Origin of the sequence: Asticcacaulis benevestitus DSM 16100 = ATCC BAA-896 (assembly GCF_000376105.1) — a bacterium.
Classification (GTDB): Bacteria; Pseudomonadota; Alphaproteobacteria; order Caulobacterales; family Caulobacteraceae; genus Asticcacaulis; species Asticcacaulis benevestitus.
In genome coordinates this window covers 1-25,751 of record NZ_AQWM01000043.1, presented here as the reverse complement: position 1 = coordinate 25,751, position 25,751 = coordinate 1, and the positions used below count along the sequence as shown (strand labels likewise).

Genomic DNA, 25,751 nt, shown 5'->3' with positions numbered 1-25,751 from the left:
ATGTCTTCTCAAAACCCCTGTAATCTGTTGACCTGGTGGCTATGCCGGAAGGTCCCCACCCGATCCCATTCCGAACTCGGTCGTTAAGCCTTCCTGGGCCGATGGTACTTTGTCTTAAGTCACGGGAGAGTAGGTCGTCGCCAGGTCTACAGATTACAGAGGTTTATAGTAGCGAAAGCTACAGCCCTTCATTACAAATACACACTCGACCGTCAGGCCATTCGCTTGGCGGTCGTTTGTGTTTCTTACACATGGATCCACTTCAAAGTACCAAAGGGCTAAGCCCGAGGAAAACCTGGAAGTGATGTTGGTGACGCGGGGTGGAGCAGCCCGGTAGCTCGTCAGGCTCATAACCTGATCTCCCAACGTACAAACAGCTCTCTTTAAATCTAAAATTACATAAAAATCAGCAATTTAATTCATGGTCTCAATTTCGATTGAGCCTTTTTGGCGTTAGCCCACGCTTAGCCCAAAATTGCCAAGACTCTTGTTATCTGATAAGATGATGACCACATGAGTAGAATGGGTGATGGGGGTTTTTATGCCGACGCACGAAATTCTTGGCGGTAAGGTTCAGCTATTCCAGCGCGGAAACATTTGGTTTGCGCGGGCCAGCGTGGACCGCCAGCAAATCAAAAAAAGCACCGGCAAGGACAGCCTCTCGCTTGCGCAAGAAGTCGCGGAGGACTGGTATCTGGGCCTGCGTGGCAAGTCGCGGGCCGGGCTTCCACTAAAAGAAAAGAGAGAGCCTTCTTTCAACGATATGGCCGATCTGTTCGAGGCCGAATATGAAATCATCACCGAGGGCGAACGCAGCCCGGCATGGGTGGCAAGCCATAAAGCGCGGCTGCGCCTTCACCTACGCCCCTTTTTCGGCAATAAAGGTATTTCGACCATTACCAGTGGTGATGTACAGAACTATCGTCTTCAACGCGCCCAACAATTCGGCAGGCTACCGCCACGCGGCGCGGATGGTGAATTCATAAAACCGCCGAAGGCTCCTTCTCGTAGCACCATCCACGATGAAATAGGCACCCTCTCGCTCGTGCTGCAAACAGCCGTGCGCCATAGCAAGATGGCGGGGATGCCGATGTTGTCCTCACCCTACAAGAAGCAAAAGAAAGTCTTCCACCGGCCGTGGTTCACCGGGGACGAGTACAAACAACTTTACAAGGCGACGGGTAAGGCAGCAAAAGCAGCCCCAGACGCCCACCGCTGGAATTACGAGCAATTGCACGACCAGATTTTGTTCATGGGCAATACCGGCTTGCGCCCCGACGAGGCGAAGCGATTGGAGCACCGTGATGTAACGGTTGCGATGGACGCGGATACAGGCGAGGAAATCCTCGAAATCGAGGTGCGGGGCAAAACAGGCTATGGCCCATGCAAATCCATGCCCGGCGCGGTCGAGCCTTATCGCCGTCTCTTGGCGCGCGCGAAGCCTGCCCCGTTGGGCCGCAAGGTCGAGCGGGACCGGAAAGAACGTCGTGGAGAATTAGCGCCGCTCGTTTTCGATTACCCGAAAAGAACAGATCCATTATTCCCTTCGAACCATACAGACATTTTCAACGATATCCTGACTGCCGAGGGGCTGAAAGAAGACCGTGAGGGCCAGTCCCGTGTTCTTTATAGCCTACGCCATACCTACATCTGCCTGCGCCTTTTGGACGGTGCAGACATTTATCAACTGGCAAAAAACTGCCGAACATCAGTTGAGATGATCGAGAAAAATTACGCTATTCACCTTAAGCATATGATTGACGCCAGTGCGATCAATCGCCGTAAACCTAAGCCGAAAAAGATTGCAGCAAAACCATCTATAAAAGATGACGAGGAATAAGCCGAGAACCCGGCGCTCGTCCGATTGAGCGGCATTGCCGCGTCCCAAGCCACCCTGCGGGGCTGGAGCTTGTGGGATGCCTGCCAGCTACACAAGCCGAGCTTTACGCTCTCTCTTACCTAAACAGGCTTTACTTTTGGCATTACGCGGATCGTGACGGGCATGCAGACCCCGACGATATTATTCCCACCGTAAAACGCAAACACCAAGCGTTGCAATCAATCGGCTAAGGTTCCTGCGAATTCAATCTGCGCTCCTTCGCACGATAGATTTCGGCAGCAAGCTCTCCCGCTGCTGGGCCGGCAGCAAGCAATCTCTTGTACATCCGACTAAATAGCGCGCAGGACAGTTGGCCTTGCGGGAATTCAAAATTGCCGATGCGTTCTTCTTCTTCCATTCTCTCCGACGAACCCCACATCGCCCCCAGAGACTGCGCCACATGTTTTGCTCGACCACGAGCGAATATCTCTCCAATACGCGCTTCAAAGGTATCGTGATCTGGGCTTCCAGTGGCAATGCAACTACTAATTAGGTGGTTCAGCGGAGAAGCAATTAGCTTTGGTTCCGCTTCTAAAGCTGCCATAAAACGAAATGCTCGCCTGATGGCAGCCCCCGTAATGCCATTGGGTTGCCCGTCCAATCCCGCCGCCTTCCACAACAATGGCTCTTCTAAATGGACGCGCAAGACCCGACTGTCGCTACCTGGATGATGCCAACTTTCCGGTATGTATCCGGGCGTAAACTGCTGAATCCATGAAACTGCCATCAGAGCGCCCACCGCACCCAAAAAAGCTGTCTCGGGCATATCCAAACCCTTCCTGCGTTCAAGGACTAGGGCTACTGCTCTTCGATCACATCGGTATTCGCGCCCGCGAATGCGACAAAAGTCCTGGAAGCCGTCGAGTTCGAGATCAAATCCTTCGTCATCACCTTCGATCCGATGGACTATCTCGTGTGAAAGAATGAATTCAATTGCAGCTATAAATATATCGGGACCTAAATCGCCGGACTGACGTGAAGGAGAGATAAGTGGAGAGCCAAAGTTGAGATATTCACCAATTCCAACTCCAAAAATTCGTCGCTCATCTTCGGGTATTTCATAGTTCACTACGCCGCGCCCGCCATCATCAAGCCTGATACCGCGCGCAATTAATTCTATGAAATTCCTCAGAAATGCGATGAAGTGCCGATTTACGACGATCAGTTGTGCCCCATCATCGACAGAGATTGTCTCTGCAACATCGCAATCATCGACAAGGCATACTTCGTAGGATACTTCGCTTGGCAGAAATGGCACAAGCGACGAAAGAACCGCTTCAATGTTTTCTGCGACTTTAGCACGTTCAAAATTGAGCTTTTCCATAGCCTGTGGCAGCAGTGCACGTGCCGCGGCGTAATTTTGCTGGCGCCCCTTAACATACTCACGTAGTTCAATGCGACGAATCAATTTTCGCCTCCAACGGCTTCAGACTCGTATTCGTCTGGATCACTTGCATCCATTTCCCGAACCACATAACCCTTTGGATCCCGACTGGTTGCCGGAAGGGCGAATCCAAAGACTATCCGCACTGGACTGAACGCAATGGTACCAGTGACATTCGGCATGTGCAGAACCTGATGGCGCTCGATGGCAGCGTTCGCGTCCACTTTGACAGGAATGCCGCTAGCATCATAGGTCGCCTTCATATCCGCCGCTGTACCACCAGAGCAAAAAAGCTCAGCATTCTCCACATAATGCGTTTCAACGACGATGCGATTATGAAAGCTCCAATCCAATTTAGCGCTTGAAAGCGCCTTAAACAAGGAGTCGAGGTTTCGGACTCGACGTACTTTTCTAATGCCTTTCAAGTATAGGCCGGGTGCATTTGAAAAACTAATATTTGCCTCGGTGCCCGGTGCGGAACCACCCATCCCCGCCTTTAATACCGTATCACTCATGTATTCTATTTCGGCTATATGCTCATCAAATTCGATTTCAACCCCTAGGAGTTTTGCGAGATTGCCTTGATGGTGAACCCTGCCCCCCAAAGCGATCCGAACGTAATCTCCGACCGCCAAGTTACGCGGGGGATCCAGAGGGAAGCACCTGAACGCAGACTTAACAGCTTCGTAGTACATCGTTCGATCTCCTGCTTTTCATCACGTAGGCGAGAAAGAATGCGCCACTTTCCAAGATTACCCGTCCATGCATAGCATGTCTTGCTGACTGGAACTTGCGCCTGATCCGGGGCGATCTACATTTGAGCTGACATTTCCCGGTTGAGCGCCCGATTGGCACTCGAATAACGCTAAGATAGCCCGACATCCGGACTTTGGGAAGCTTGAGTAATTGTTACCTGCCAGCAGGCCGAGCTGTGTGCTTTCCGCTCCCTTACCACCGTCGCCTCGCCACCGCGAGCAGTTGCGTGAGCGAAGCCAACAGGTTCGCAATTGCTGAAATCATCAGGCTCAGTTCGGTGTAAGACATACTTATCCTCCTATGTAGCCACCGCGCTTGAGTGCGCGATGATGCGAGGATAAAAAGCCGTTCCCTCAGGCCGGGGTTCACAGGTCGCGCCAGCGCCGGATTCGGTCGAAGCTGCACAAACCGAAGGTGCGGAAGCAAGAAGCCTTGAGCCACGGGCGGTGTCGGCTATACCCGCCATCCATTGCGCTATCTAAGCCGGCGTCTTCAAAGGCAGGTTGATGGCTTGCTCAATTGGGCAAGTTCGGTTTCGGCCATTGCCAATTCTTGGGTTCACCGCAAAATCATTCGCGGGGCATATAGGCGAGCGTTTGGCACAAGCCCGGTGACGGTCAACCCAGTTCGTTTCCGCGCTTTGCTTGTGCAACTCCACTCCCTACGGGCGCTACGCGGGGTGTGACCGTCCCCTTGATGGCTCGTGCCTTCGGCTCTCCATGCCACGGAACGGTTTCGTGGCGAACCAAAGGAGAGACAGCATGACCGAGACACAAACCACCGCAAAAGGCCGCAAGCCAAGCCACAACATCTTCTTCGTCACGGGCGAAGGCGACAACGCCAAATGGACGGAAATCGGTGCCGCCTGGCAGCACCAAGACGGCTCCGGTTACAGCATCACGTGCACGGCATTGCCGCTTCAAGGCCGCATCGTCATGCGCCGCCGCAAAGAGCGCAAGCCGGTTGAGGGAGCGTAACATGACCCTCTCAAAACAGCGCAACATCGAGCGGTTCACCATCGACTGGCAAGGCATCGCCTTGTCAGTCTCTTATGAAGGCGATTACCTCAATATGACGAGCCATGGCTACGCCGCTCAAGGTCATATTCAGGTGGAGGCCATCGAGCCGGAGCGCGCCCCGTTGCCGATCACCGAGACCGGTTACCGCTCACACTTTATTCCGGCAGAACAGGTCGAGCGCCAGGGTGGGCCGCTTGCCTTCGTTACCCTCTGGATCGAAGGCGCTGCGAAATCGAGCCAATGGCGCGAACACTTGGCTCAAGTACGTCAGGAACAGGAGGCGACGCGCCAGCTCTCGCTATTCTGAGCGTGGCAGCCTAAGCCAAGTTGCCAAAATCACATTTTAGGGCGGTTGCCAGCTTCTTCAACGTGGCGACGCCAGCCTGCTTGTGACCCGCCTCAATGCCACCGATCATGCCGCGCGACACGCCTGACGTCTGCGCCAATTGCTCCTGCGTTATCTGGCGATATTCACGCCAGATTTTGACCGGGTTTTCCCCGGACAGGCGGCGCGTCACGATGCTCAGCGGAATGGCTTCGTCCTCGCCAGCATCAAGCCGAGCTTTCGCCGCCGCGAACGTCCGCAGGTCGTCGTGGAGTTCCATTTCAGCTAACGCATCTTCGTATTCCGTCACGGGCACGAGTGCGAACGTCTTTCCGTTTTTTACGACCAGTTCAAAGCTCATTTGTAAATGCCTCCTCGTGAATCGATCTCCAGCACCAGCATCACCAGACGCTCATCCTGAAGCTCGTAGATTATTCGCCAGTCGCCCACTCGAAGGCGGTAGCCTTGCGTCCCTTGCAGCTTCTTCAAATTGTTGTTCGGCGCGTAAGGATCAGCGGCGACTTCAAGGATTTTGCCGACGATGCGTTTCTGCAAATTGACCGGTAACCCGGCCAATCGCTTGTCGAAATGCTTCGTGGTCATGACCTCGTACATGGTGAATTGTTGCCACAGGAAACATTAAAAAGCAAGAAAAAATGTTTCCTGTGGAAACAATCGTGGTGCCGCACATAGCTAATCTTAACCAATTTTTAGCAAATTATGCGGTATTATGGTGCTGCGTAACTCACCTTAACAGGTATTGTATCTCGCTGTTCCCTACAGATGAAAATCCCTTACCGCATCAACCGAACTCGGTTGATGCGCAGGCTAGCCTGCGCGCCGAAGTACTACAGCAGATTTCCGCCGCTCATGACGAATTGAGCAAAGTTCTGGATCAGCTTGGGAGCAACGATACCGGGCGCATTCAGATTGCGTTGCAACTGAGCAATCTTTCAGCACTCCGCCAGCAAGCCAGTCTGGCCACTGGAACGACGCTTCAACAGATGCAGGCACAGATTGCGAACACTGTGGCCAACGCACAGGCGCTGGCGACCGGTAGCACGGAAATGGGCGGCGGCAGTGCGGCTGAGAAGTTGGCCGAAGCCAGCGCCAAGGCACGCCAGACCGCGCAGGATTTTGTGCGTGATTATTACGACAACCATAAATTTGAGAAGGATCTCCAATTCCAGTCCGAGCAGGATGAGCGCGATTACCGCGAGCGCGAGGCAGCACGTAAAAAGGCTATTGAGGAGGCATTGGCAGCGCATACGCCAGAAGGTGCCGCACGTGCATTGCTGTTGGAGCAAGCCCAATTGCAAGATGCAGGCAAACATGGTGCCGACAAAAGCCCAGACTTCCAAGAATATACAGCCAAACTTAAGGCCGAAGCTGACAATCTCCAATCGGCTATATCGGAAAATAGGACCGATAAGAAGGTGGACGCAGCCATTGTCGCTAACGCCGATAATCAAACTGTGGCGCAATCGGTAGATATGAAAGCGGCGCTCTCCCTAAAACAGGCCGGTGTCGTGTTGGCGGACCAATCCGACACGGGGCACGGCGTAAAAATTGACGCCTCAATAGCCGCGCTGATCGGTCGAGCATAGGTCACATCAGCCCGTAGGCTTTGCATTCAGCGGCGATTTGATTGAAATAGCCGTCATCTTGCATCAGCCGCGCCAGCTCACGTTTGCTGATCGCCTGAAAATCGATGTCGAAGCGGTTGGACGTGTAGCCAAGTTGTTTGCTGAGGCGCGCGGCCACATCGAAAGCCTGTTTGGATTTATCCTTATAGTATTGCGCGCGCTGTTGGTCGTTGGCCTTTTCACGGTTCATCTGAGCGAAGCCATCCGCCGCAAAGCATCGATGTGCCAACTCATAAGCCGCCTGCACTTTGTCCGGCGACGGCGTTTGAGCTCCCGCCGATGAAGCGGAAACTGCCATCACCAACAAAGCCCCAAGGCCAAAAATCTTGCTCTTCATGCCCCATTTCCTGACCCGGGATTGGGTCGGGAAACTGTAACACTTTGCTAATACAGTTGCGCCGCGTGCAAATTACTGGTTTGAATTCATGAAAGATTTCATGAGGGCGCAATGTAAGCGTCAATTGCGGCAAGAGCTTGAAACTGGCTCCCCGCTTGGATTTTTAACCCGGTGGGTTGCAACATAATTAGCATTCCGTTGCGCCGGTACTTGAAGGAGGATGCGATGACCTATCATTACCCGCATTTCGACGAAGCGGCACTGTTCGACCAGGATGGCCAACGGAAGTATTTATGCCTTGACGAAGGGCGGCGCTTCTTACGAGCCGCCGCTGCGGCAGACAACGCCACCCGCATTCTTTGCCGCCTGTTGCTCTTCACCGGATGCCGGATCAGCGAGGCGTTGGAGCTAACGGTGGGGCGCCTGGACATCGACGCGCATATGGTCATTTTTCGCACATTGAAACGGCGCAAGCGCGTCTTCCGCGCTGCGCCAATTCCCGACAGCCTCATGCGGGAATTGCAAACGCTGGCTGAAGGCAAAGTGGCGAATGACCGCCTATGGGGCTGGTGCCGTCAGACTGCATGGCGGCGCATCAAGAAGGTGATGGATGCCGCCGAGATCACCGGCCCCAAGGCTTGTGCGCGAGGCCTACGGCATCAGTTCGCCGTCCAGAGCTTGCAGGAGAAAATGCCATTATCCTTTACCCAGAGGCTACTTGGCCATTCTAGCCCTGCCACCACGGTCATATATCAGCATGTCGTCGGCAAGGATGCACGCCAGCTCGTCGCCGGGTTCTGGCGCGCCTACGGTGAAAAATGACGCAGCGATTCAGCGGGCCTAAGTAGTGGTATTCAGGCGACGTATAGCGGACACGCAATGCTCAGCCGCCGGTTTCTGCCAAATGCTCGGGGCATATTCCTGCACCATGAGAACATTGCCGTTTTGCAGATGCAGGACGAGTTCGTCGAGGCCGGTTCCTTCAAGGATGAACTGGCGACTGCCAAAATCGAGGCTAAGAAGTTTGTCGCCGGTGTATTCCACGGCGACGAGGTGGGGGTAGGAAATCTCCCAGCCCATCCATAGACCGGATTTGGGATCATGGCGGCGCAGATGTAGCATGAGTACGGGGCGTGCGCCCCGTTGTAATACCCATGGACGGTATTCGTTCGCATCCTCCGCCAGTGCCATCGCAGCTTCGTCAGTTATTTCCGACAAAGGCAGTGTAGCGCCTGCGGCAGGAGTATGCGCCGTGTGCGCGGACGGTTGGAAGCCGTCATCCAAGCCCCCAATCGCGGACGGTTGCGGCCTTCCGGCAGAAATGTTGGGGCTTCCGCGCTCGGGAACGCGTGGACGCGCGCCACCGTTGCGCTCGAACATTTGCCGCCATGAATGGGATTCATCCATCTTATCGCTCCAAATCGAGGTTGGGAGGTGATTGGGGTGGCGCACGCTCTGGCGCTGGCGTCATAGCGTGGTCATGGTGCCTGGGAGCCAGCCGCTCAATTTGGCGCTGGAACCAGTCCACAAACCGCGCGACCTTCTGCGCAGGCGTTGCATCTCGACCGCGACCGCCGGATTCATAACCGGCGTGTATGGCCGCCACTGGATCGGGCTCAGCCGCCTGAAACGCTGCCCCGGCTCGCTTTTCGACGGCTTGGTAGTGCTTCGCATATTGGAATTGCCCGAAGCGCTCACGCATCACACCGCGTAATTCCTTGAGGTGGAAGGCGAGTCTGAGGGCGGGCTCGGGAAGTCTAGCGAGCCCCCTATCTATGAGCGAGCGCCGATCTATACGGGCCTCCGAACCAATACGCGCCAATGCGTCATTGGCGGTCTTTTCCCAAGCCTCACGGCATTGTTCATAATAGACGATTGAGTTCCAGCTATCGGCGTTGGATTCGATCATCAAGGGCCTGCCATCCGGGCGTGTTCGCCCGGATGGATCGGGTATCCTGTCATGCCGGGATTTCGGCCCGAAGCCTCCCGCTGCCAGCGGGCGCATCGTCAGTAGGATATGTGCATGAGGCTGTTCCTGCCCGTCGCTCGCGGTTGTGTTGTGCCAACAGATGTCCGCGACCATACCCTTACTGACAAAGTTGCGGATCACGAAATCCCGCACCAGCGGCACCCGATCCTCAACCTTGATTTCGCGGGGAATCATGACGCGCAAGTCACGCGCCGTCTGCGCATCCTTTCGGACTTCGCTTTTATCGACTGCGTTCCAAAAGTCTTCGCGGCTGATGCCCTGCACCCATGCAGGCGCGTAGTCCGGGAACAGCATTTCCTTATGCTCAACCCCGGTACTTTTGTGTCGGAAATCGTGGGTAATATCCTGACGGTCATCCCGGAGTTTTTCACCCGAACGGTACGCGGCGGCGGCAATTATTGATTGGCCTGCACTTCTCTTCACCACTAACACACGCATGCTGAACTGAGCCATCACACACGTCCGAACAACAATTTCGAGAACATACCGTAAGGCACCCCCATGCCTTCAAAAAGCGTTTTACTGCACAGATACGTTCTGCAAGCAGAACGTGCACCCTGCGGGGACGCTTTTCTCGGATAGAGTACCGCAACGGTCGTTAAGGTTTCGTTAACTTTTAAGGTTGGTGTTGCATCATTATGTATGAAAGCAATGGCTTGATGCAGGCGGTGCATTCCTCTCGGAGAGTGGGAACGCACCGCTTGATGGGCGGAAAATTGCAACCAAAAATTGCCATTGCGAGGTTGGAGACTGCCCGCTGTATGGATTGGTGACGACGACATTAGGAGCGTCCTTTCAGCAGTGGTTGGCAATAGGATGGCAGGCGCTGGTATGCTGTTTGAAGGCTTGGCACATGGACAACGGGACGCTTCACCGCGACCGCAACCAACAGCGAGCGGTGACGCCGCCACCGGGACCAAACCCACCAGAGCAGGCGTATAACCAGCCACGCGGCTCCCAGCAGACCGCCGACGACGATAAGGGGCATACCCCATTCATGCAGGTAGGGGGCGGCTGCGGGGCGGGAGGCGAGCATGATCCCGCCAAAGGCCAGTATCGCGACAATCAACGTCCCGATGAAGGCGCGTTGCTTCCGGCGCTTTGCCGCGATTTCCCCCGGCACCATTGCGTCCCACGCTTGCTGCCATTCCCGGTAAGCAGCCACTTGCTTCATGGCATTTGCCGAGGCCGCAAAAATGCAGATCATGAAGATGCCGAGCATGTTCTGACAGCCGTCCACCCACCAAAGATATGTGATAAAGGCGCTGGTCGCCATCACCACGGGGGCAACCAACCGGCTGCCCATGATGCGCGTATTCAGGTCGGGCGGGTTCATTGGCGGTACTCCAGCATTAACGTGCAGGCCCCACCGCTTTCCACGAAACGACGACCACTCATATAGAGGAGCGCGTCTACCCTCCGTTTGTTTAATGGCCCCCCCGTGCGGAACTTTGCGAACTCCCCGCCATCGTGGGTGAAGTCCATTTGCAAACTATAGCCCTGACTGACATTTTCGCTGGTGCCAGTTCCCCTGTTCCGGCTACGGCCATCGCTTTCGCCGCTCGATGTGCCGGAACTCCAACTGCTGCCGGAACTCGTGCCGCCACTACCGCTTGAGGAACTGCCGCCCACCTGGCTACTGCGCCCCCAATTACGGCCCTCGTTCATGCTCATGCCGTAGTTGCTGTTGGTGCCGAACCCTTCTGAGAAATTGTCACGCCTTTGCAGAGACTTCCCAATCTTACGTGAGAACCAGTCGTTTGTTACGGGGCATGCGGATGAGTGTAGAATAACCGTATTGAAGTTGCTGATCAGATGTTCAGCACGGTCATGCGGGTTATCACCGCCGATTTTTGCTCTCAGCGTCGGGATTGATTGGGTGGCGAACACGCAAGACACAAAACTACTTCTGCATTGCGCTAAAAATTCGGCATCTTGATGAAGAAAGTTTTGGGCTTCATCGCAAATAATGGCAACCGGCGTCTGGGACTGCCGCGTGTCCAATCCGTGCCGCGATAATAGCGCCCGCATAGCGCAAAATTTTATAATTTTTTGTGCGATCTGCGAATCAACACCGTAGGTCTGTACAGGTATATTAAGTATAATGACGGCTTGGTGAAACAGCATTTCCGGCACTACGGAAACATCGCCGCAGAACATTTTGCTGAGCAAAGGGCTTTGCTCGAAATGCATCAGGGCTGTGGTTAAATTTATCAAGATGTTACTAGAAGTCTTGGTGTCTAAAACCGCCATTTCCCGCCAATAGTCCATGATGCGTTCCGCCGCCTCATCGTCGAAGCCCTCCACTGGCCCAGCCTCCAATCGTTCGGCCACCATTGAGAACATGCGGTAGAAAACGGAGCGTTGTTGCCATTCCGGGTCTTTCATTTGCTGCAAGCTGGTCGGCGCGCTACGAACGTAAGCCAGCAGGGAACTCATGCGGACTTCGCCGGTCGCGTAGTAAATAATGGGGATACTGGCGGCGAGCATTGCTTTTCGTGTCGCGCCCCAAAACTCCTCGCCCGATTTCCCCGGCGCGGGGCCTGAGTTGCGCATAATCTCAAGCACATGGTCGAGCAGATCGATCACACTGTTAATGTTGCCAGTGCGGGCCAATTCCCACGCGAGAAAAGCGAACGCGCCTTCCGTTTGGGTAATTTCTATCACCGAGGACATCCGGCCCGTTTGCTTGCAAAGCGCTTTGATCGTCGGAACATCTTCCGGTTTAGCAACGCAAAATAGGCAGCCGTACCCCGCTGCAAGCATGGATTTTGTTATATATTTAATGGTCGTGCTGGTCTTTGCCGACCCGGTGGTTCCTAGCGCCAGCACGTGGGAAAAACTATCTCGGATAGTCCAGTGGCTATGCGCCGAAAGCTTGAGCAGTGGCTTATCAAGATCATTTTGCTTCATGATCGTCTCCTATCGGTCAATGCCGCGATCCTGTTCGCGGCTGGTTTCTGGGGATTGATCGTCTTTGGAATGTTCGGGTTTGGCCTGATCGTCGCGCGTCCAGCCAAGATCGGACTTGGCTTGGTCGTCTCGCATCCCCCACAAATTAGTCGCGGCAGGATCGTGGTTAGGACCGAACCAAGCGTCCAGTATGGCGCGATCCCGGATTGACGCGACAGCTTGGCCAAAAGCTTCGGAGAACCAGTCACGCTTCATCGTGCATCCTCCCTGAATCCCAAGCCGCAATAGGAGCACCGATATTTTTCACGCAAAGCGTTGGCGCTGGTGACGCAAGCCCACCGGAACAAGTGGCGCGCAGCCATTTGTTTGCGGCCACGCCAACAATCGGCCCACGCGGTCTCAGCCGCCTCGCGTAAGCTGATATTCGGGATTGGCGCTATCGGCTCAACGTCGATGGAATGACACACCGGGCATGTACGGATGCGGCGTGTTGCGCAGGGCGTGGCAGTGGATTGGATCGAATACATAGGAAATCTCCATAAAAATGGGCGCACGAAGCCATTCGCGCGAGCGGGTAACACCGCGCGCCCAGGGTTGAAGGCAAACTTGTCGTGGGTTAGTGGTTCAGCAGGCCGGGGTCAGCAGGCCCGCTTGTCGCGTCACAATATTGAGGCGAAACGTATGTCCTCAGGCTTCACACCTGCGGCCTTGAAGTATTCGGCCCATCCGGCTTCAAGCCGACGAACCTGGTCGTTCGGTAAGGTCTGGGCTGTTTCGCCCTTTCCTGAAGGAGCCATGCCTATGCCGATCATCTCGATGCTGCACCCTGTCATGAAAGCCGTAGCCGGCAGCGGCAGGTGAACAGGCTTTCCCGTTGCAAGGGCCTTACTAGTGCTGAAGCCTTCTGCCTCAGCTACCCCATCGGTGAGGATCGCGACATGACTATGCGGCGTGCAGTGGATGGCGGCATTCTCTAAGCTATAGGTCAGGTCTGTGCTGCCTTGGCCGCCGGATGCACGGTTACGGACCATCAGATCGCGCAGCGCTTGCTCGACATGCTTACGCATGGCAGGAAGGCGCATGCTGTAGCCAGACTTGATCGAAAGCGCGGGTATAGCATTATCGGTGGTGCGGGTGCCAAAGCTCACGATACGCGCGCTATCGCCCAGCTTCAATTGCATCACCCTATCTCCTGTACGGCTGACCGCCGCATCCGCGTAGGCCGGTGATGAGATAAAGGCGGTGCTGCGCGATCCATCGACGAAGATTGAAAGTTCAGCCGCTTGGGGCTTGACCGTTGTATCCGTCGTGCCGTGGGCACCGGAGCAGGCCGAAAGGGCGATGGTGAGGGGCAGCATTGCTGCCCCGAGTTTTGTTGAGACACCCATCTTAAGCACCTTTTTTGTTCTTAAGCAGATTGAAGAAATAGGCGACGTTCAGGCTCTTCAGGTAGGTTTGGCGTTTGTCGAGCGCTTCAAGCGGCGTGTCGGGCAAATCACGCACATCCTGCTGACGAAATTCCACGTCCTTTACTGCGTCAACAGAGGCATGCTCGTCATGTGCTTCCGCCGCGATTTTGCCGACTTCCGCCGCCGCTGCTTCCGCTGCCATCCATTCAAGCGCGTCCGGTTCCTGCCGCTCATCAATACTGCGTTGCAGCGCTTTGAGCTGAGCGCGATATTCATCTACGGCCTTTACGTCTCGCTCAATCTTGGCGACCTCCGCCCGTTGCGCCCATCCTGCGAGAATGGTGTGTGCGGCAGGAATCAGCATGCCCATCAGCTTGTTACATGCCAGAAACGACACGCTGAACAGGGCGCTGCAAACAACCCCTAGGGCGATGCCGCCAAGCCCCAGTTGACCGTCATCACTCCCCGTCGCTTGCGCCGTGGCGGTGAACATGAAGACAGCCATGCCCCCTATAATAGCCAGGACGGGCACGACACGGGCCTTTTGCAACACCCTAAAGAGAGGGTGCTCGGCTTGCACAGGATTGTCATGCAGCAGGGTATGACCCAGGAAAAGCGCGACGCCTATGCCGTAGCGCAGGTGCATCAAATCATTGCCGAGGTCAGTTCCGTCAGACAGGGCCTGATATTTGGCGTTAAGCGCCACGGTCATCGTGAACATTTCGATGGCAAACGCGGCGGAGATGCCAACCAAGCTGACGGAGGCAGCGAGGTACGCCTTGCCCAACGGCTCAATCTTCGCCCGCATTTCCTTCAGCCCTGTGGCTGTGCGGGACATGATGCCGGTGTATTCAATGGTGGTGGTACTATTCATCGTAAATTTCCTTCAAAAAATGTGTGTGTTGGATGGTGAGGCCGGTGAAAACCGGCCTCTGTTGGCAGAAATTAGCGGCGCGTATGTGCGAGCTTCGGGTTCCTGTTTTCACTCAGGCGGCGGTAATGACGTGCAGGCTCAGGCAACGGCTTTTCCGGTTCCGCCTTGAGCGGGACAGGGAATTGCGCATCAAGGCAACGTAAATTCGCCTCTTCCGCCTGTTGGAGAACTTCCTTTTGGCGGATGTCCTCGGCCAATTCGTCAGCAAAGTTGGACCGCAAATGACCGATAATCGCATCAGCAGCGACATGGCCTAACAGCGCCATCTGGGTTAACTCGGTGAGCAGGTCCCGGCGGTTGGTGAGAATGGCCTGCTTTTCCGGTGTTACAGTCGCAGGGCTATTCAGATGGTCGGGTTTTGGGGTATTAGAGGCTGGGGTTTTCTTAAATTTGGCCATAGTTTCTCCTTCTCCGGACACGTGGTCTCACGCGGGGTTGGTAGGCTCAGACTGTTTTGAGATGTGAGCGCTTCTATTAAGCTGTGCTCACAGAACCGGTCAGAAAGCTTAGAGGCGGGCTGGCCGGGTACATTCATATAAGACCATGATCAGGGGCGAGCCGTCACGGAAACGGAAGGAAACGCTTGGAAATGGCTGAACGAGACACCTTGACACAATGTCAGGGGATAAACACATCGCCTACGTGGCGCGCTCAGCGAACGCGAGCACGGGGCGCGAGTGATAAAGCCCGGTCAACGATTTCTGCCACCTCGTCCAAGGTGTCAACACGTCTATACCCGCCGCCATCCATCCCAAGCAACGACCAAACCTTTTGGACCTTTTGTTCTTCTTCGGGCGTACTAGCGGCGCCATCCATCCCTCGGAGGGTGTAGTAACACTTGGAATTGTTATCTTTACTGTCTTTTGGCATGACAAATTCCAAGTAAATTTCTGCCACAATAGGGCTAACGCCGCATCTAACGGTCAAATCCGAAATTTTATTTAACAACCAAATTTCTGCGCTACTTGCCATATAAGTAATAAGGGTAATTTATACATATTGGATGCGCATGTCCAGTTGTTCTAAACCTCCCTGACCTTTTCAGGTCATAAAGAATCCGATATAGAAGTTGAAGCGCGGCCTTGACGGGCTTGGGGGTAATGCAATTTTGAAATCTTTCCAGAACCCACCCGGTTACCCCAAAGATGGCACTTATGCCGATCTTCTCTTTTGGCATCTAGAAGTGTGGCGAACACGGCCTGACGGTAGCATCTCAAAACGAGGCGAGCTTCCATGGGACGAGAAATCTTTTCTGACGGAGCTATACAAAGACTCCAAGAATACAGAGTCGGAAGGTAAGATTTTTCGCAATTGGATTGGCGAGACAGATGGCGGTGCGCCAAACAGCGTCAATGCGTCGAAGGTTGCAGACGCTCTTTTTGGAGAGAACTGGAAAAATTCGATATTCGAACCGTGGGGAAACGACCTCGGCGAAGCGCGCAAGAGATCAGGGAAAGGGAAGAATAGCAGAACGATAACACTTGACGCCGCCGTGGCAGAGCTTGCAGCAGCAGGGTATTTGAGCGTTGTGATTTCGACAAATGCTCATCAGGTCCGGATTGATCGGCCACATCGAACCCATATCGCATCAGCAACGAGCCACGATGTAAACCGCATAACGAAAGCCCTCTTAAAAGGCGGTGTTTACGGTCGCGCAAGCGAATTGGCGACTGTAGATAAATTTGTCGAAAGCCGGATGAGAGGTGAAAACGACGGGCTTCTGGTCATCACAGCACCTGCGGGCTTTGGCAAATCAGCACTTGCCGCAGAATGGTGCTGCCGGAATATCACCGTCTCGAAATACCGAGTTGCAAAACATTTTTGCTCGGTATCATACCCTCACACGACAACATCGCTCAACGATATCCACGCTCATTTGCGTAAACAGATCGCCGATATCTACGGCGATCAAATCGACCTTTCTCGCGACCGCGATGCACTTGTCGATTTGCTCGAATTAGAACCACCAAATGGTCAGAAACTTGTTGTTTGGCTCGATGGTATCGATGAGGCTCGCGAAACCGTACCGTTCTTTCTGCCGGAAGTGCTTGGCAAAAATGTTTGCGTCATCGTCTCAGCCCGCGCAGATGAAGGGGTGACGCCGGCATATCTGGCACCGTGGTTTCCCGATCCTAAGGCTCCGCTCCCCAGACATGATTTGCTGAAGTTGACGTTGCTGGGTGTGGAGGAATTGGTAGGGGGCCTCTTTCAAGCAAATGGGCTCGCGCTTCCCGATGGCCTGGGCCTACGTATCTTCAACTCATCTGAGCAAGGCTATACCCTATTTGCTCGAATAATGACTGATGATGCAATCGAAGCAGTGAAGAAGGACAAGATCATCGATCTTGGGGAGGCGCCTGAATCATTGTTCGGTTATGCCAAACGGCAGTTGGAAAAGCTGGAAGCGATGAAAGAGTGGCCCGAAATTCAGCCCTTATTTGCTTTTCTTACAATTGCCCGTGAGGCTGTCCGCGTTGACGAATTTCCGGAGTTGATTGACCGCAGCGTGTTTCCGAAGTTGCTGCCCCATCAAGTCTCGCGCTGGTTCACCCATGTGGTGGATGATCAACGAATACGCCCAGAACTTCTAAGCTTTGCCCACCAGAAACTTTCAGAAGTCTTTGGGCGAGCACTGGGCACTGAACGACGTGATGCTATTCGCAAGCTGTGCGCAAATATTGCCAAGAAAAGTTATGATGAATGGCCAACATACGCATGGCGGCATCTTCCTCGGCACCTATTGGACCTTGGGCATAAGCATGATGCAGTGAATTATCTGGCAAATGAACGTTTCATTTCTGCGCGTTTTAAGGCGCTTGGTGAAGAATTAGCTCCCGCCATTATGGCCGCCGATTGGAGGAGCTGGCTCTTATGGGGGCTTAGGACAAACTTTGAGAGTGACGCTCAAATCAACTTGCTACGTCACCTGCGTCTATGGGCTATACATTCTCAGACGTTGAAGGAGCTAGCTACTCAAAAATCTTTCGGGCATTGGCGTCAGTTGATGCAGGATGTTGCGTTGATTAAGAAAACCGAAATAACAGGCCTAATTCACCCTCAATCCAAATTCTTGCCAACTTCATTAACTGGGATTGATCGTCACGGTGAGTTTGCTAAGGGCATCGAACTAAATGATGGTGGGGGTTTCTTATCTTGGAATCGTGATTGTACGCTCCAGATTTGGAAGCCAAAGGATAAAGAGGGCTTAGAGTTAGGGAAGCACGAAAACAAGATTTCTGGCGCGTTAGCATTAAAAGGGGCCATGGGCTTTATTTCGTGGGACATGAACGGTGTCCTTCGGCTTTGGGGGGCATCAGGTGAAATAAAGGCAGTAATGCACAGCCAAGAAGAATGGATCGATGGAGTGCTCCAACTGGAGAACAGTGCAGGGTTTCTTTCTTGGTGCAATTATGGGGCCCTTCGGCTTTGGAGTGCAGCAGGGAAACAAATTCGCGCAATGCGCAGCCCCGAATCTTACATTTCTAATGTGCGAATATTGAGCAATAACAAGGGATTTGTTGCCTGGGGGTACGATGGCACGATACAAATCTGGAGTGGTGCAGGAAGAAAAAAGCCATTGTTGTACGCTCACATTGGTGGCGTACACGGTGTCCTGGTGTTGGAGGATGGCAAGGGCTTCCTTTCCTGGGGAGCCGACTGCGCTCTTCAGCTTTGGGGGGTAACAGGTAAAGAGGGACCGACAATGCTCGGTCACGAAGACCGTATCCTTGGTGTGCTTGAGCTAGAGAATGGCACTGGCTTCCTCTCGTGGAGCGCAAACGGAACTCTACGACTTTGGGGGCGAAAAGGCGAGCAAGGGGTGGATATGTGTGGCCATACAGATAGCGTCCTTGGTGCACTGGTACTGGAAAATGGCGCTGGTTTTCTTTCTTGGAGCTTGGACGGGACACTCCGTCTTTGGGGGCCAAAAGGGGAGGAAGGGGTAGAAATGTGTGGCCATACGGATAGCGTCCTTGGTGCACTGGTACTGGAAAATGGCGGTGGTTTTCTTTCTTGGAGCTTGGACGGGACACTCCGTCTTTGGGGGCAAAAAGGTGAGGAAGGGGTGGAAATGCGCGGCCATGCAGATAGCGTTCTTGGAATATTGGTGCTGGAGAATGGCACTGGCTTTCTCTCTTGGAGCGCAGACGGAACTCTACGACTTTGGAACACAACCGGCAAACTTCTAAATCTATGGCTTAGTCCCAATGGAACGATCACTAATGTTGTTCGCCATGGGGCATCAGACCACTATCTTGTTCTGTTTGGAAAGCATATCGACATTGTTCACTTGCCTAACAAGCCAATGTTTCAATAGTCGTTTCATTCATCATTATACGATTTATAATAAACGACCTTGGGAAGGAGGCGGTAGAGCCGTATTCTCTGGAGAATATACTTTTATTCAACACCTTCGTTACTATGATCAGTGGTAAGCGCTAATTTCTCTGCGCATTGCCTTCGTGGCTTGGGTCTGATCGCCTTAAATTGGCGCAATATTCGGCTTGGTCAATACCGAGATTTAAGAGTTGGTTATATTTGGCTTTAGGAAAGTCAGAATTTTTTTGATGTCGATGCCAATACCCATGACATTAGGTTCCAAAATCAGGGCGTCATAGGCTGTGTCAAAAGGCGCGGCTTTTATCTCGCGCGCCACTTTAAAATTACCCAACTCCTGCTCGGCTTTGATGTCTTTAAAAATGAGTTGGATCAGATTGACGACATCCGTTTCCGTCTTGCAAAACTTCTTCAATGGCAAAAGTACCAGCTTCATATCATCCCGGTGGCGTTTATTCCGATCGCGTGGATCGGACGCATGGTCGGCATTGGCTTTGAATTTCGCCGGGTGTTCATTCGTAATGAGAATGGCTGGCAACACATCATCACCCGACACACCATTGATGCTATGGTAGGAAAAGACCTCGTTGCTAAAATGCCCTAATTCGGTTCCCGCGATGGTCACGGCATTATGACGCGATGATAAATCGGCCATCATTTGGAAATTTTGCATGAGCACGCGGCTCAACGGCTCATCCCATCCGTAATCCAGAAGATAGATATAGTAATCCCGCTCTACCTTGTCCGATAGCTCGGAAAGAGAGTGAATATGTAGCCCCATTATACCCCCCTTAGTTCCTTGCCATGGTGTTGCCTTGCAGTTTAGGCGTCATCGCTTTCGCCAGAAATGTCGCTACCGCCACCTCCCACAATTGAAGATTTCAGATCTTTGATCCGCCTTTCGATTTCTTCGTCGGTTACCTCTATTTGTAATTTGTTAGCGATGAAATGAAGGCGGGCCTCACACTCGCGGATAATCTCAGACCACGTTTTAACCCAGACGACATGGGTTTCTTTCTCCAGCAATATCCCCTCTGCACGGTCCTTTTGTGTAATTCTTTCCCGAACGGCATCATCATATTCTCCCGTGATAAGGTAGAAGTTCCAAAAGGTTGAAGTATTGATGAAATCCGGCTGTGACCTGATGGCGTTCACATAGTCTTCCAGTTGATCGGATTCCTTGCGGCCAATGGTCAGGGAGGGCCGTTTCAATTCTACCAACAAAAATTCGCGGTGCATTTGATTTTGGTGTGGAACCAGCCGACCAAGGAACGTATCCGCCCTCCCGACCGAACCGTCGGGCTTACGAACCTTACCTTTTCCGTTTTTGCTTCCCAACTCTTCAGCGACCCGCTGCATAATTTTACTCAGCCCGGCCTCCGCTAAGGTAATGTGAAAATTCTCACCGAAAATCCACGTATTAGCTTGAATCAGAATATCGAGCTGCCCACGCTCTTTGACTGTTTTGCGATGCTTGGGATTGAATACAATGCCTTTCAGAACTTCAAGCGCCACAATGCGCTCTGCGATGAGGTGAGAAGCGGAAATAATATTTCCTAAATTGGTACGCTCAAGAAGACCTGAAAATTCGTCCTGTTTGGACTTCGGCAAATTGAAAACATGGTGCAGAATATTATGAATAGACTCAGGATTATGTTTGATAGCCTCTTTCAGCAGACCAAGTGTAATTTTCCGAATTGGGTCATCCGCCCGCTTGAACTCCCGTGAATAGGATGACACCGCATGGGTTGCGATGGCAAAGACTTCGCGCTCCCGCTTTTCGACAGCATCTTTAGGGTCACCCTGATACGGATAGACGCCCGCCTCAATAAGTTCCTGGATAAGTTCCTTAGATTTTTCTGTTTGTCGCGTCCGGAAGTGATCCCCTAGGTCTTCCCGTAACTTCTCTAAGACGGCGGTGAAGTCTGGGTCGTTCAGGCCATCAAACTCAAGGAGATTGGCATCAGATATCTCCTGAAAGAAAGGCGCATAGGCATAAGCCGAAAATTCAAAGCCAGGCGCCGTCACGTTGGCCGGGATCGCGCCGAGCACAACTCCATCCTCACCGCCAAAATGAATTTTTCTGCCCCCGACACTGCCATTCCACTCGATCACTTTCAGGGAAATGTCGCGGATAGTACGTGTCGGACCGATTACTACCTGTTTGGGAAAATCATGGGCAAACGCAATGTTGGCGCTAGGGTTTAATGGAATGCCATCGTTAAGGATTGCGACATCGGGATAATGCAACAGATAAGGCGCAAAGATTGCGGTAAACTCCGTTCTGCCTTTTTCGCCGGCAACCCAATCAAAACTTTCTTTCAAAGGATAAAGTTCAACGACCGTACCAGTGGCAGTGTCAGATACGCCAAGCTCCAAATCGTCAATCTCGGACCTATTCAATAAACCAGCCGAAATTTTCACCGACAGTTTCTTTAAATGATCACCCTCACGATAGACACTTGTCCATGAAGCGCGTTCAGCGAGCGAGAAAAATCGCAATCTTCCTTGCCCTTCCTTGCCATGTAGAACACGTTTTTGCTGAGTAGATTGAACTGTGCGCTTCCACGAGGCACCGAAATTTTCAAAGTCCTCTCGTACCCGGTTCCTAGTGATTCCGGTGCCGTTATCACGGACTACTATTGACTCGATTCCTCCGAGTACATTTCTTTCAAATATGACTTCGACTAACGTGGCATCAGCGTCAAGTGCATTCCAGATATACTCGGAGAGAGCTTTAACAGGGTCCCTCGTCGTCACAATTCTTTGCAACGCATCGTGCTGAGCTTTAAGTTCAAGAACTTCCATAAGTTGAATCTCTGAGATTTCACAAGTGATGCCCGAGATTTTGACGTCGGTCAAATTGGTTGTAAGAAAGTCCACCGTTTAAAGTAATCTAAGGGCTTTGCCCCACGCGCCCGCAAGGGTCTACGATGAACATCCTATGGCGTATCCCCAACCATCCTTCGCTACGCTGCGTGCTGGCGGGGTGATCCCCCTCACCATAGGATGCCCTTGCAGTTGCTACCCCCACCCTCGGCGGGAGCCAACGGTTGCTATGCGCAACCCAAGCTCCATGAAGGGGAACAGACCATGACGTCACTTTACGCACAACCATTCGACATCTCCGCCACCGGCTTCTATTTTGACAGCTACGCAGCGTATCAGGATGGAGCGGCGAAAGCCGTCAACAGCTACGGCCAACCGGTCGAAGAATTTGAAATCCAGTTCATCGACGGCGAAGGGATCGACTGCCAGCTATTCGCTGTCCTGCGTGTTCATCAGGGGGAAATTGCTGACTTTTTCGATGCCGTGGCAGAATGGAGCCGTGAAGACAAAATCAAGGTTATTATTGCGGTGGGCGAGGCTGGCCATCGGTTCGACATTGGCCGCAACCACCCGGACAAGCTTGACGTTGACCTGTACGACTACGAAAGCATGAGCGAACTGGCCGCACATTTCGTGGACGAGGGGCTATTTGGCGAAATTCCTGCCGCCCTCCAAAACTATATCGATATTGACGCAATCGCTTATGACCTAGCCATGGACTACGGACAGGTGACGGTGGACGGCACCAATTACATCTACCGGTGCGGTTAGTAGCTTTTCCTGTGGTAGGGGTCGCAGGCAATGCCGTCGTCATCACCATCCATTTATGCGCATTTATCGCCGCTTGTGGGCCTAGCCGATGCGCTGGCCGATGAAAATTTGTCGTCGAAATGATTTAAAAAAGTTTCGGTAATGTGCCCATGATAGTAGCCATAAACAGGTGTCGTCACATTCACATTCTGTGGCTTAACTATGTTGAACGTCAGGCGGTCTGATCCCACTACAGCGGAGAACCATGCCTTGCGGTTCCAATCTGCCGCCTTATGGGTGTAATCCTGCCCGTCAGTACTGATTTCCCAAGTTGTAATTTTTCCTAAGGATTCCGACTGCTGGATTGCCCTGTGAAAGCTATTCAGAAGAGCCTGTGGCTGGCTTGTAAAAAAAGTAACGGACATCTTGGTTTCTCCAAAAAAATTAATTCAGCGTATAGCGCTTCCACGGGATTGCGCGCATTGGCACCCTCGCCATGAACTGTGAAATATCGCGGCGACCAAAATAGGTCGGAGTGCCACGGCTATCTTGCGCCATCAGAACGATGGGCATGCCGGGGAACGTGGCAGAAAAGCTTTGGATCGCGCCTTGCGCTTCTGAGCTGTTCTGTAGGACATGATTTTTTACGATTACGACCGCAAAGGTAATCCCTTGTTCGCGGATAACTGCACCATCAAATTGCATTATATTTCTCCTTTTAAAGTAATGAAAAAAGGGGCCGCTCACACGACCCCGTTAGTTTAACCCTTCGGCGGATTGGGATCGCGACCGTGGCTATCGCTTTGCCCAATGCGACCATCTAGATTATGGATGCGCAACTCAGTCTTCTGGTTTTGGCTTACCTGCCGACCATACGTGACCGCCTCTTGCTTGTTGTCGAAATGCCCGGAAGCTCTTTCGCCGCCACCGCGCTTAACGTCCCAGCCGCCTTTCGGGTTGTGCACAACATGGTGCGAATCTGGCCCTTTTTTACCTGTCATTTTGTATCTCCATTTTTAGCGCTAAAAACAATAAGTACCGCTACTCTGAACATTTATGGTGAATGAGAAACGCATTGTCAAGGAAGAATTATATCGCTAGTCTGAACTTTCTAAAAACAAGTGTTTAGGAGATTGCTGTGTCCACGCCCTTAGGTGACAAAATTCGAGATTTGCGGAAGGCAAAAGGCTATACGCTGGACAAGCTTGCTGAACTCGCCGACTCCAGCAAAAGTTACATATGGGAACTTGAAAATAAGAATCCGCCGCGACCATCAGCGGACAAGATATCAAAAATTGCTGCCGTCCTTGGAGTCACGGCTGACTACCTTATCGACCAGACGGCCACAATAAAGGTTGAGGATGCCGCAGACAACGCATTCTTCCGCAAATATCGAGATATGGACCCAGCCGTAAAAGACAAGATCAGACGTATGGCGGATTTGTTGGGTGATGATGAATGACACAGCCGTTTACTCCAGAGCGTTGGGCCTTCGAAATCACGCATCTTTTGAATGCGGTTCTGGGAGCAGACAGATTTCCAGTCGATATTGCCACGGTCGCACTGGAGTATACAGCGCATCGGTTCGCAGATGCGCCGATCATTGGCGTAAAAGGCGGTGATCTTCCGGGTTTCGAAGGTGCACTAATTAAGTCCACTGGCAAACGCAGTGGCTGGGGGATTATTTACAATGATCGCATCAGTTCCAAAGGCCGGATCAATTTTACCCTTGCTCATGAGTTGGGCCATTTCCTATTACATCGCTTAGCGTATCCTGACGGGTTTCAATGCGGTGAACAGGATGTAGTGCGATGGGATTCTGAGTACGGACAAGTTGAGCACCAAGCTAATGTGTTCGCAGCTACCATCCTGATGCCACTTGATGATTTTCGTAGTCAGATACCGGAGACTACCAAGGTCGATTTAGACATGATTGCTAATTGCGCCAATCGTTATGGCGTTTCATTGATGGCTGCTACCCTAAGGTGGCTTAGCTATACCCAGAAGCGTGCGGTTCTGGTTGTGTCGAGGGATGGATTCATACTCTGGGCTAAGTCAAGCGATGCCGCATTGAGAACAGGCGCATATTTTAGAACGACGACTGGCCCCATAGAAATACCTGCTGCTTCCCTTGCGGCGCAACAAGAGTTGCTTGTTGATGGAGCTGGAGCACTAGATCACAACGCGGGTGTTTGGTTTAGAGAGCCAGTGCGAGAAATGACCGTATTCGCAGAGTTACACGACTTTTCATTGTCTCTTCTGCTGTTAGATGATGCCCGGCCGTCCATTTCTTTTGATGCCGCAGATGAATCCGATCTGCTGGACAAGATGATGCCCCCCACGGCAAGGAGAGAATGGTAGGTTTGGGGGAGGGGAGGGCCTAACATCATTTACATGAAGGTTCCCAAGACGTGTTTCGCGCTGATGGCGGACGCATACCGAACGGCAGTTTGGTCATGACGCAAATATAACTTGACCTTACGCGGTGCTCCGCGTATCCACGGCGCTCTTGGTGGAAGCTGAAGGAATTTGAGCTAGAAATTGCGCTCTGGGCTAGGTGCTCGGCGCGATGGAAAAGGCAAAAAGTTCAATAAATTCAAGTGTCGCGGGGTGGAGCAGCCCGGTAGCTCGTCAGGCTCATAACCTGAAGGTCGTCAGTTCAAATCTGGCCCCCGCAACCAGAATTTCAATTTTTCCCTCCTAGCCCACGCTAGCCCACTTTTTACCGCACAGCAAAAAAATTCTGAAATTCAGGAAATGTCTGCCCGGCGCTATTTGAGCGAAAATTAGCCCAGATTCTAGCCCACCTAAAAATTAGACCATAAAAATATAGTTCAGATTCAATGAGTTGTTAATTTAATTAACAGGCTCATAACCTGAAGGTCGTCAGTTCAAATCTGGCCCCCGCAACCAGTCTTTATAATAACAATATCAAATAGATAGCCGCCTCACAAGGCGTATCCCTCCGTAAGAGGCCACATTCCAATTGATCTTTGAATCTGTGATGCTGCGCTGTTAGTGACGTCCTTACGAGTGCAGGCTGCAAATTATGACGCGTGGAATTCTATTAAATGGCCCGGAACGGCGGCGGAAATGGCATGATAGTCAGCGTCGCGAGATTGTCTCTCTGGCGTTTTCGCCTGGTTCGAGCGTGACAGAAGTAGCCCGGCAGTTCGACGTGGCGACAAGCCTGATTTACAGATGGCGGGATCAGTTTCTGGCGGCCAGCAGCGGCGTTTCTT

At 52.6% G+C, this 25,751-nt stretch carries 28 protein-coding genes, 1 tRNA gene and 1 rRNA gene; 12 read left to right on the top strand and 18 right to left on the bottom strand.

Features of this window, described 5'->3' with window-relative positions; genetic code table 11:
• The first annotated feature begins 31 nt into the window (after positions 1 to 31).
• Positions 32 to 146 (top strand): 5S ribosomal RNA (rrf, locus tag B060_RS0121015).
• Positions 147 to 541: 395 nt separating this feature from the next.
• Positions 542 to 1,840, top strand: a complete 1,299-nt coding sequence (locus tag B060_RS0121010; protein ID WP_035423696.1) for a site-specific integrase — start codon at positions 542 to 544, stop codon at positions 1,838 to 1,840.
• Between the two features lie 226 nt (positions 1,841 to 2,066).
• On the opposite strand, the gene B060_RS0121005 is transcribed toward B060_RS0121010, so the two are convergent.
• Positions 2,067 to 3,287, bottom strand: a complete 1,221-nt coding sequence (locus B060_RS0121005) for a hypothetical protein (protein WP_018083784.1) — start codon at positions 3,285 to 3,287, stop codon at positions 2,067 to 2,069.
• Complete coding sequence (locus tag B060_RS0121000; RefSeq protein WP_018083783.1) at positions 3,284 to 3,958, bottom strand: hypothetical protein; 675 nt, start codon at positions 3,956 to 3,958, stop codon at positions 3,284 to 3,286. Before B060_RS0121000 ends, B060_RS0121005 begins: the two co-directional genes overlap by 4 nt.
• Before the next feature lie 822 nt (positions 3,959 to 4,780).
• Between B060_RS0121000 and B060_RS0120995 the strand changes: the two genes are divergently transcribed.
• Together B060_RS0120995 and B060_RS0120990 are read left to right on the top strand one after the other, a co-directional pair.
• A complete protein-coding gene (locus tag B060_RS0120995; RefSeq protein WP_018083782.1) occupies positions 4,781 to 4,996 on the top strand; it encodes a hypothetical protein in 216 nt (71 codons plus the stop codon).
• 1 nt (position 4,997) lies between these two features.
• Positions 4,998 to 5,345, top strand: a complete 348-nt coding sequence (locus B060_RS0120990) for a hypothetical protein (protein WP_018083781.1) — start codon at positions 4,998 to 5,000, stop codon at positions 5,343 to 5,345.
• A 10-nt stretch (positions 5,346 to 5,355) separates the two neighbouring features.
• Here the strand turns inward: B060_RS0120990 and B060_RS0120985 are convergent, their stop codons facing one another.
• Entirely contained in the window at positions 5,356 to 5,724 is a 369-nt protein-coding gene (locus tag B060_RS0120985) for a helix-turn-helix domain-containing protein (RefSeq protein WP_018083780.1), read from the bottom strand.
• Positions 5,721 to 5,978 (bottom strand): type II toxin-antitoxin system RelE family toxin, encoded by a 258-nt coding sequence (locus B060_RS0120980; RefSeq protein WP_018083779.1) that lies wholly within the window; start codon positions 5,976 to 5,978, stop codon positions 5,721 to 5,723. Before B060_RS0120980 ends, B060_RS0120985 begins: the two co-directional genes overlap by 4 nt.
• Before the next feature lie 41 nt (positions 5,979 to 6,019).
• Between B060_RS0120980 and B060_RS0120975 the strand changes: the two genes are divergently transcribed.
• Entirely contained in the window at positions 6,020 to 6,970 is a 951-nt protein-coding gene (locus tag B060_RS0120975) for a hypothetical protein (protein ID WP_018083778.1), read from the top strand.
• Position 6,971: 1 nt separating this feature from the next.
• Here B060_RS0120975 and B060_RS0120970 read toward each other — a convergent pair whose 3' ends face one another.
• Positions 6,972 to 7,346: a hypothetical protein gene (locus tag B060_RS0120970; RefSeq protein ID WP_018083777.1), complete on the bottom strand. Its 375-nt coding sequence runs from the start codon at positions 7,344 to 7,346 to the stop codon at positions 6,972 to 6,974.
• Between the two features lie 225 nt (positions 7,347 to 7,571).
• On the opposite strand from B060_RS0120970, the gene B060_RS25445 reads away from it, so the two are divergent.
• Positions 7,572 to 8,168: a tyrosine-type recombinase/integrase gene (locus tag B060_RS25445; RefSeq protein ID WP_018083776.1), complete on the top strand. Its 597-nt coding sequence runs from the start codon at positions 7,572 to 7,574 to the stop codon at positions 8,166 to 8,168.
• 18 nt (positions 8,169 to 8,186) lie between these two features.
• Here B060_RS25445 and B060_RS27440 read toward each other — a convergent pair whose 3' ends face one another.
• From B060_RS27440 to B060_RS0120925, 8 genes are all read right to left on the bottom strand, one after another.
• Positions 8,187 to 8,753 carry a hypothetical protein gene (locus B060_RS27440; protein WP_155847934.1) on the bottom strand — a complete coding sequence of 189 codons (567 nt, stop codon included), beginning with the start codon at positions 8,751 to 8,753 and terminating at the stop codon, positions 8,187 to 8,189.
• Between the two features lies 1 nt (position 8,754).
• Complete coding sequence (mobQ, locus tag B060_RS25440) at positions 8,755 to 9,789, bottom strand: MobQ family relaxase (RefSeq protein ID WP_018083774.1); 1,035 nt, start codon at positions 9,787 to 9,789, stop codon at positions 8,755 to 8,757.
• Between the two features lie 328 nt (positions 9,790 to 10,117).
• Positions 10,118 to 10,672 carry a hypothetical protein gene (locus B060_RS0120950; protein WP_018083773.1) on the bottom strand — a complete coding sequence of 185 codons (555 nt, stop codon included), beginning with the start codon at positions 10,670 to 10,672 and terminating at the stop codon, positions 10,118 to 10,120.
• Entirely contained in the window at positions 10,669 to 12,249 is a 1,581-nt protein-coding gene (locus B060_RS25435; protein ID WP_018083772.1) for a type IV secretory system conjugative DNA transfer family protein, read from the bottom strand. Before B060_RS25435 ends, B060_RS0120950 begins: the two co-directional genes overlap by 4 nt.
• Before the next feature lie 9 nt (positions 12,250 to 12,258).
• Entirely contained in the window at positions 12,259 to 12,504 is a 246-nt protein-coding gene (locus B060_RS0120940; RefSeq protein WP_018083771.1) for a hypothetical protein, read from the bottom strand.
• Between the two features lie 404 nt (positions 12,505 to 12,908).
• Complete coding sequence (locus B060_RS0120935) at positions 12,909 to 13,637, bottom strand: hypothetical protein (protein ID WP_155847935.1); 729 nt, start codon at positions 13,635 to 13,637, stop codon at positions 12,909 to 12,911.
• Position 13,638: 1 nt separating this feature from the next.
• Positions 13,639 to 14,532 (bottom strand): hypothetical protein, encoded by an 894-nt coding sequence (locus tag B060_RS0120930; RefSeq protein WP_018083769.1) that lies wholly within the window; start codon positions 14,530 to 14,532, stop codon positions 13,639 to 13,641.
• Between the two features lie 71 nt (positions 14,533 to 14,603).
• Positions 14,604 to 14,990 (bottom strand): hypothetical protein, encoded by a 387-nt coding sequence (locus B060_RS0120925; RefSeq protein ID WP_018083768.1) that lies wholly within the window; start codon positions 14,988 to 14,990, stop codon positions 14,604 to 14,606.
• Positions 14,991 to 15,700: 710 nt separating this feature from the next.
• Here B060_RS0120925 and B060_RS0120915 point away from each other — a divergent pair.
• Positions 15,701 to 18,910, top strand: coding sequence for an NACHT and WD repeat domain-containing protein (locus B060_RS0120915; RefSeq protein WP_157405691.1), 3,210 nt, complete (start codon positions 15,701 to 15,703; stop codon positions 18,908 to 18,910).
• Between the two features lie 204 nt (positions 18,911 to 19,114).
• On the opposite strand, the gene B060_RS0120910 is transcribed toward B060_RS0120915, so the two are convergent.
• Positions 19,115 to 19,711 (bottom strand): hypothetical protein, encoded by a 597-nt coding sequence (locus B060_RS0120910; protein ID WP_018083765.1) that lies wholly within the window; start codon positions 19,709 to 19,711, stop codon positions 19,115 to 19,117.
• Positions 19,712 to 19,752: 41 nt separating this feature from the next.
• Positions 19,753 to 21,738 carry an ATP-binding protein gene (locus B060_RS0120905; RefSeq protein ID WP_018083764.1) on the bottom strand — a complete coding sequence of 662 codons (1,986 nt, stop codon included), beginning with the start codon at positions 21,736 to 21,738 and terminating at the stop codon, positions 19,753 to 19,755.
• Positions 21,739 to 22,023: 285 nt separating this feature from the next.
• On the opposite strand from B060_RS0120905, the gene B060_RS0120900 reads away from it, so the two are divergent.
• On the top strand, positions 22,024 to 22,530 hold the full coding sequence (locus B060_RS0120900; RefSeq protein ID WP_018083763.1) for an antirestriction protein ArdA: 507 nt from the start codon (positions 22,024 to 22,026) through the stop codon (positions 22,528 to 22,530).
• A gap of 53 nt (positions 22,531 to 22,583) precedes the next feature.
• On the opposite strand, the gene B060_RS26845 is transcribed toward B060_RS0120900, so the two are convergent.
• From B060_RS26845 to B060_RS0120890, 3 genes are read right to left on the bottom strand one after another with little or no spacing between them, the layout of a single operon-like run.
• Positions 22,584 to 22,934 (bottom strand): hypothetical protein, encoded by a 351-nt coding sequence (locus B060_RS26845; protein ID WP_081606973.1) that lies wholly within the window; start codon positions 22,932 to 22,934, stop codon positions 22,584 to 22,586.
• Between the two features lie 19 nt (positions 22,935 to 22,953).
• Positions 22,954 to 23,214, bottom strand: a complete 261-nt coding sequence (locus B060_RS0120895; protein ID WP_018083762.1) for a hypothetical protein — start codon at positions 23,212 to 23,214, stop codon at positions 22,954 to 22,956.
• 56 nt (positions 23,215 to 23,270) lie between these two features.
• Positions 23,271 to 23,510: a DUF2188 domain-containing protein gene (locus B060_RS0120890; RefSeq protein ID WP_018083761.1), complete on the bottom strand. Its 240-nt coding sequence runs from the start codon at positions 23,508 to 23,510 to the stop codon at positions 23,271 to 23,273.
• Positions 23,511 to 23,647: 137 nt separating this feature from the next.
• Here B060_RS0120890 and B060_RS0120885 point away from each other — a divergent pair, with 137 nt between their 5' ends.
• From B060_RS0120885 to B060_RS28535, 4 genes are all read left to right on the top strand, one after another.
• Positions 23,648 to 23,971 carry a helix-turn-helix domain-containing protein gene (locus tag B060_RS0120885; protein WP_018083760.1) on the top strand — a complete coding sequence of 108 codons (324 nt, stop codon included), beginning with the start codon at positions 23,648 to 23,650 and terminating at the stop codon, positions 23,969 to 23,971.
• Complete coding sequence (locus B060_RS0120880; RefSeq protein ID WP_018083759.1) at positions 23,968 to 24,870, top strand: ImmA/IrrE family metallo-endopeptidase; 903 nt, start codon at positions 23,968 to 23,970, stop codon at positions 24,868 to 24,870. Before B060_RS0120885 ends, B060_RS0120880 begins: the two co-directional genes overlap by 4 nt.
• Positions 24,871 to 25,113: 243 nt before the next feature.
• Positions 25,114 to 25,190 (top strand) — tRNA-Met (locus tag B060_RS0120875).
• A gap of 368 nt (positions 25,191 to 25,558) precedes the next feature.
• On the top strand, positions 25,559 to 25,751 hold a 193-nt coding region (locus B060_RS28535), incomplete at its 3' end, for a transposase (protein WP_157405689.1).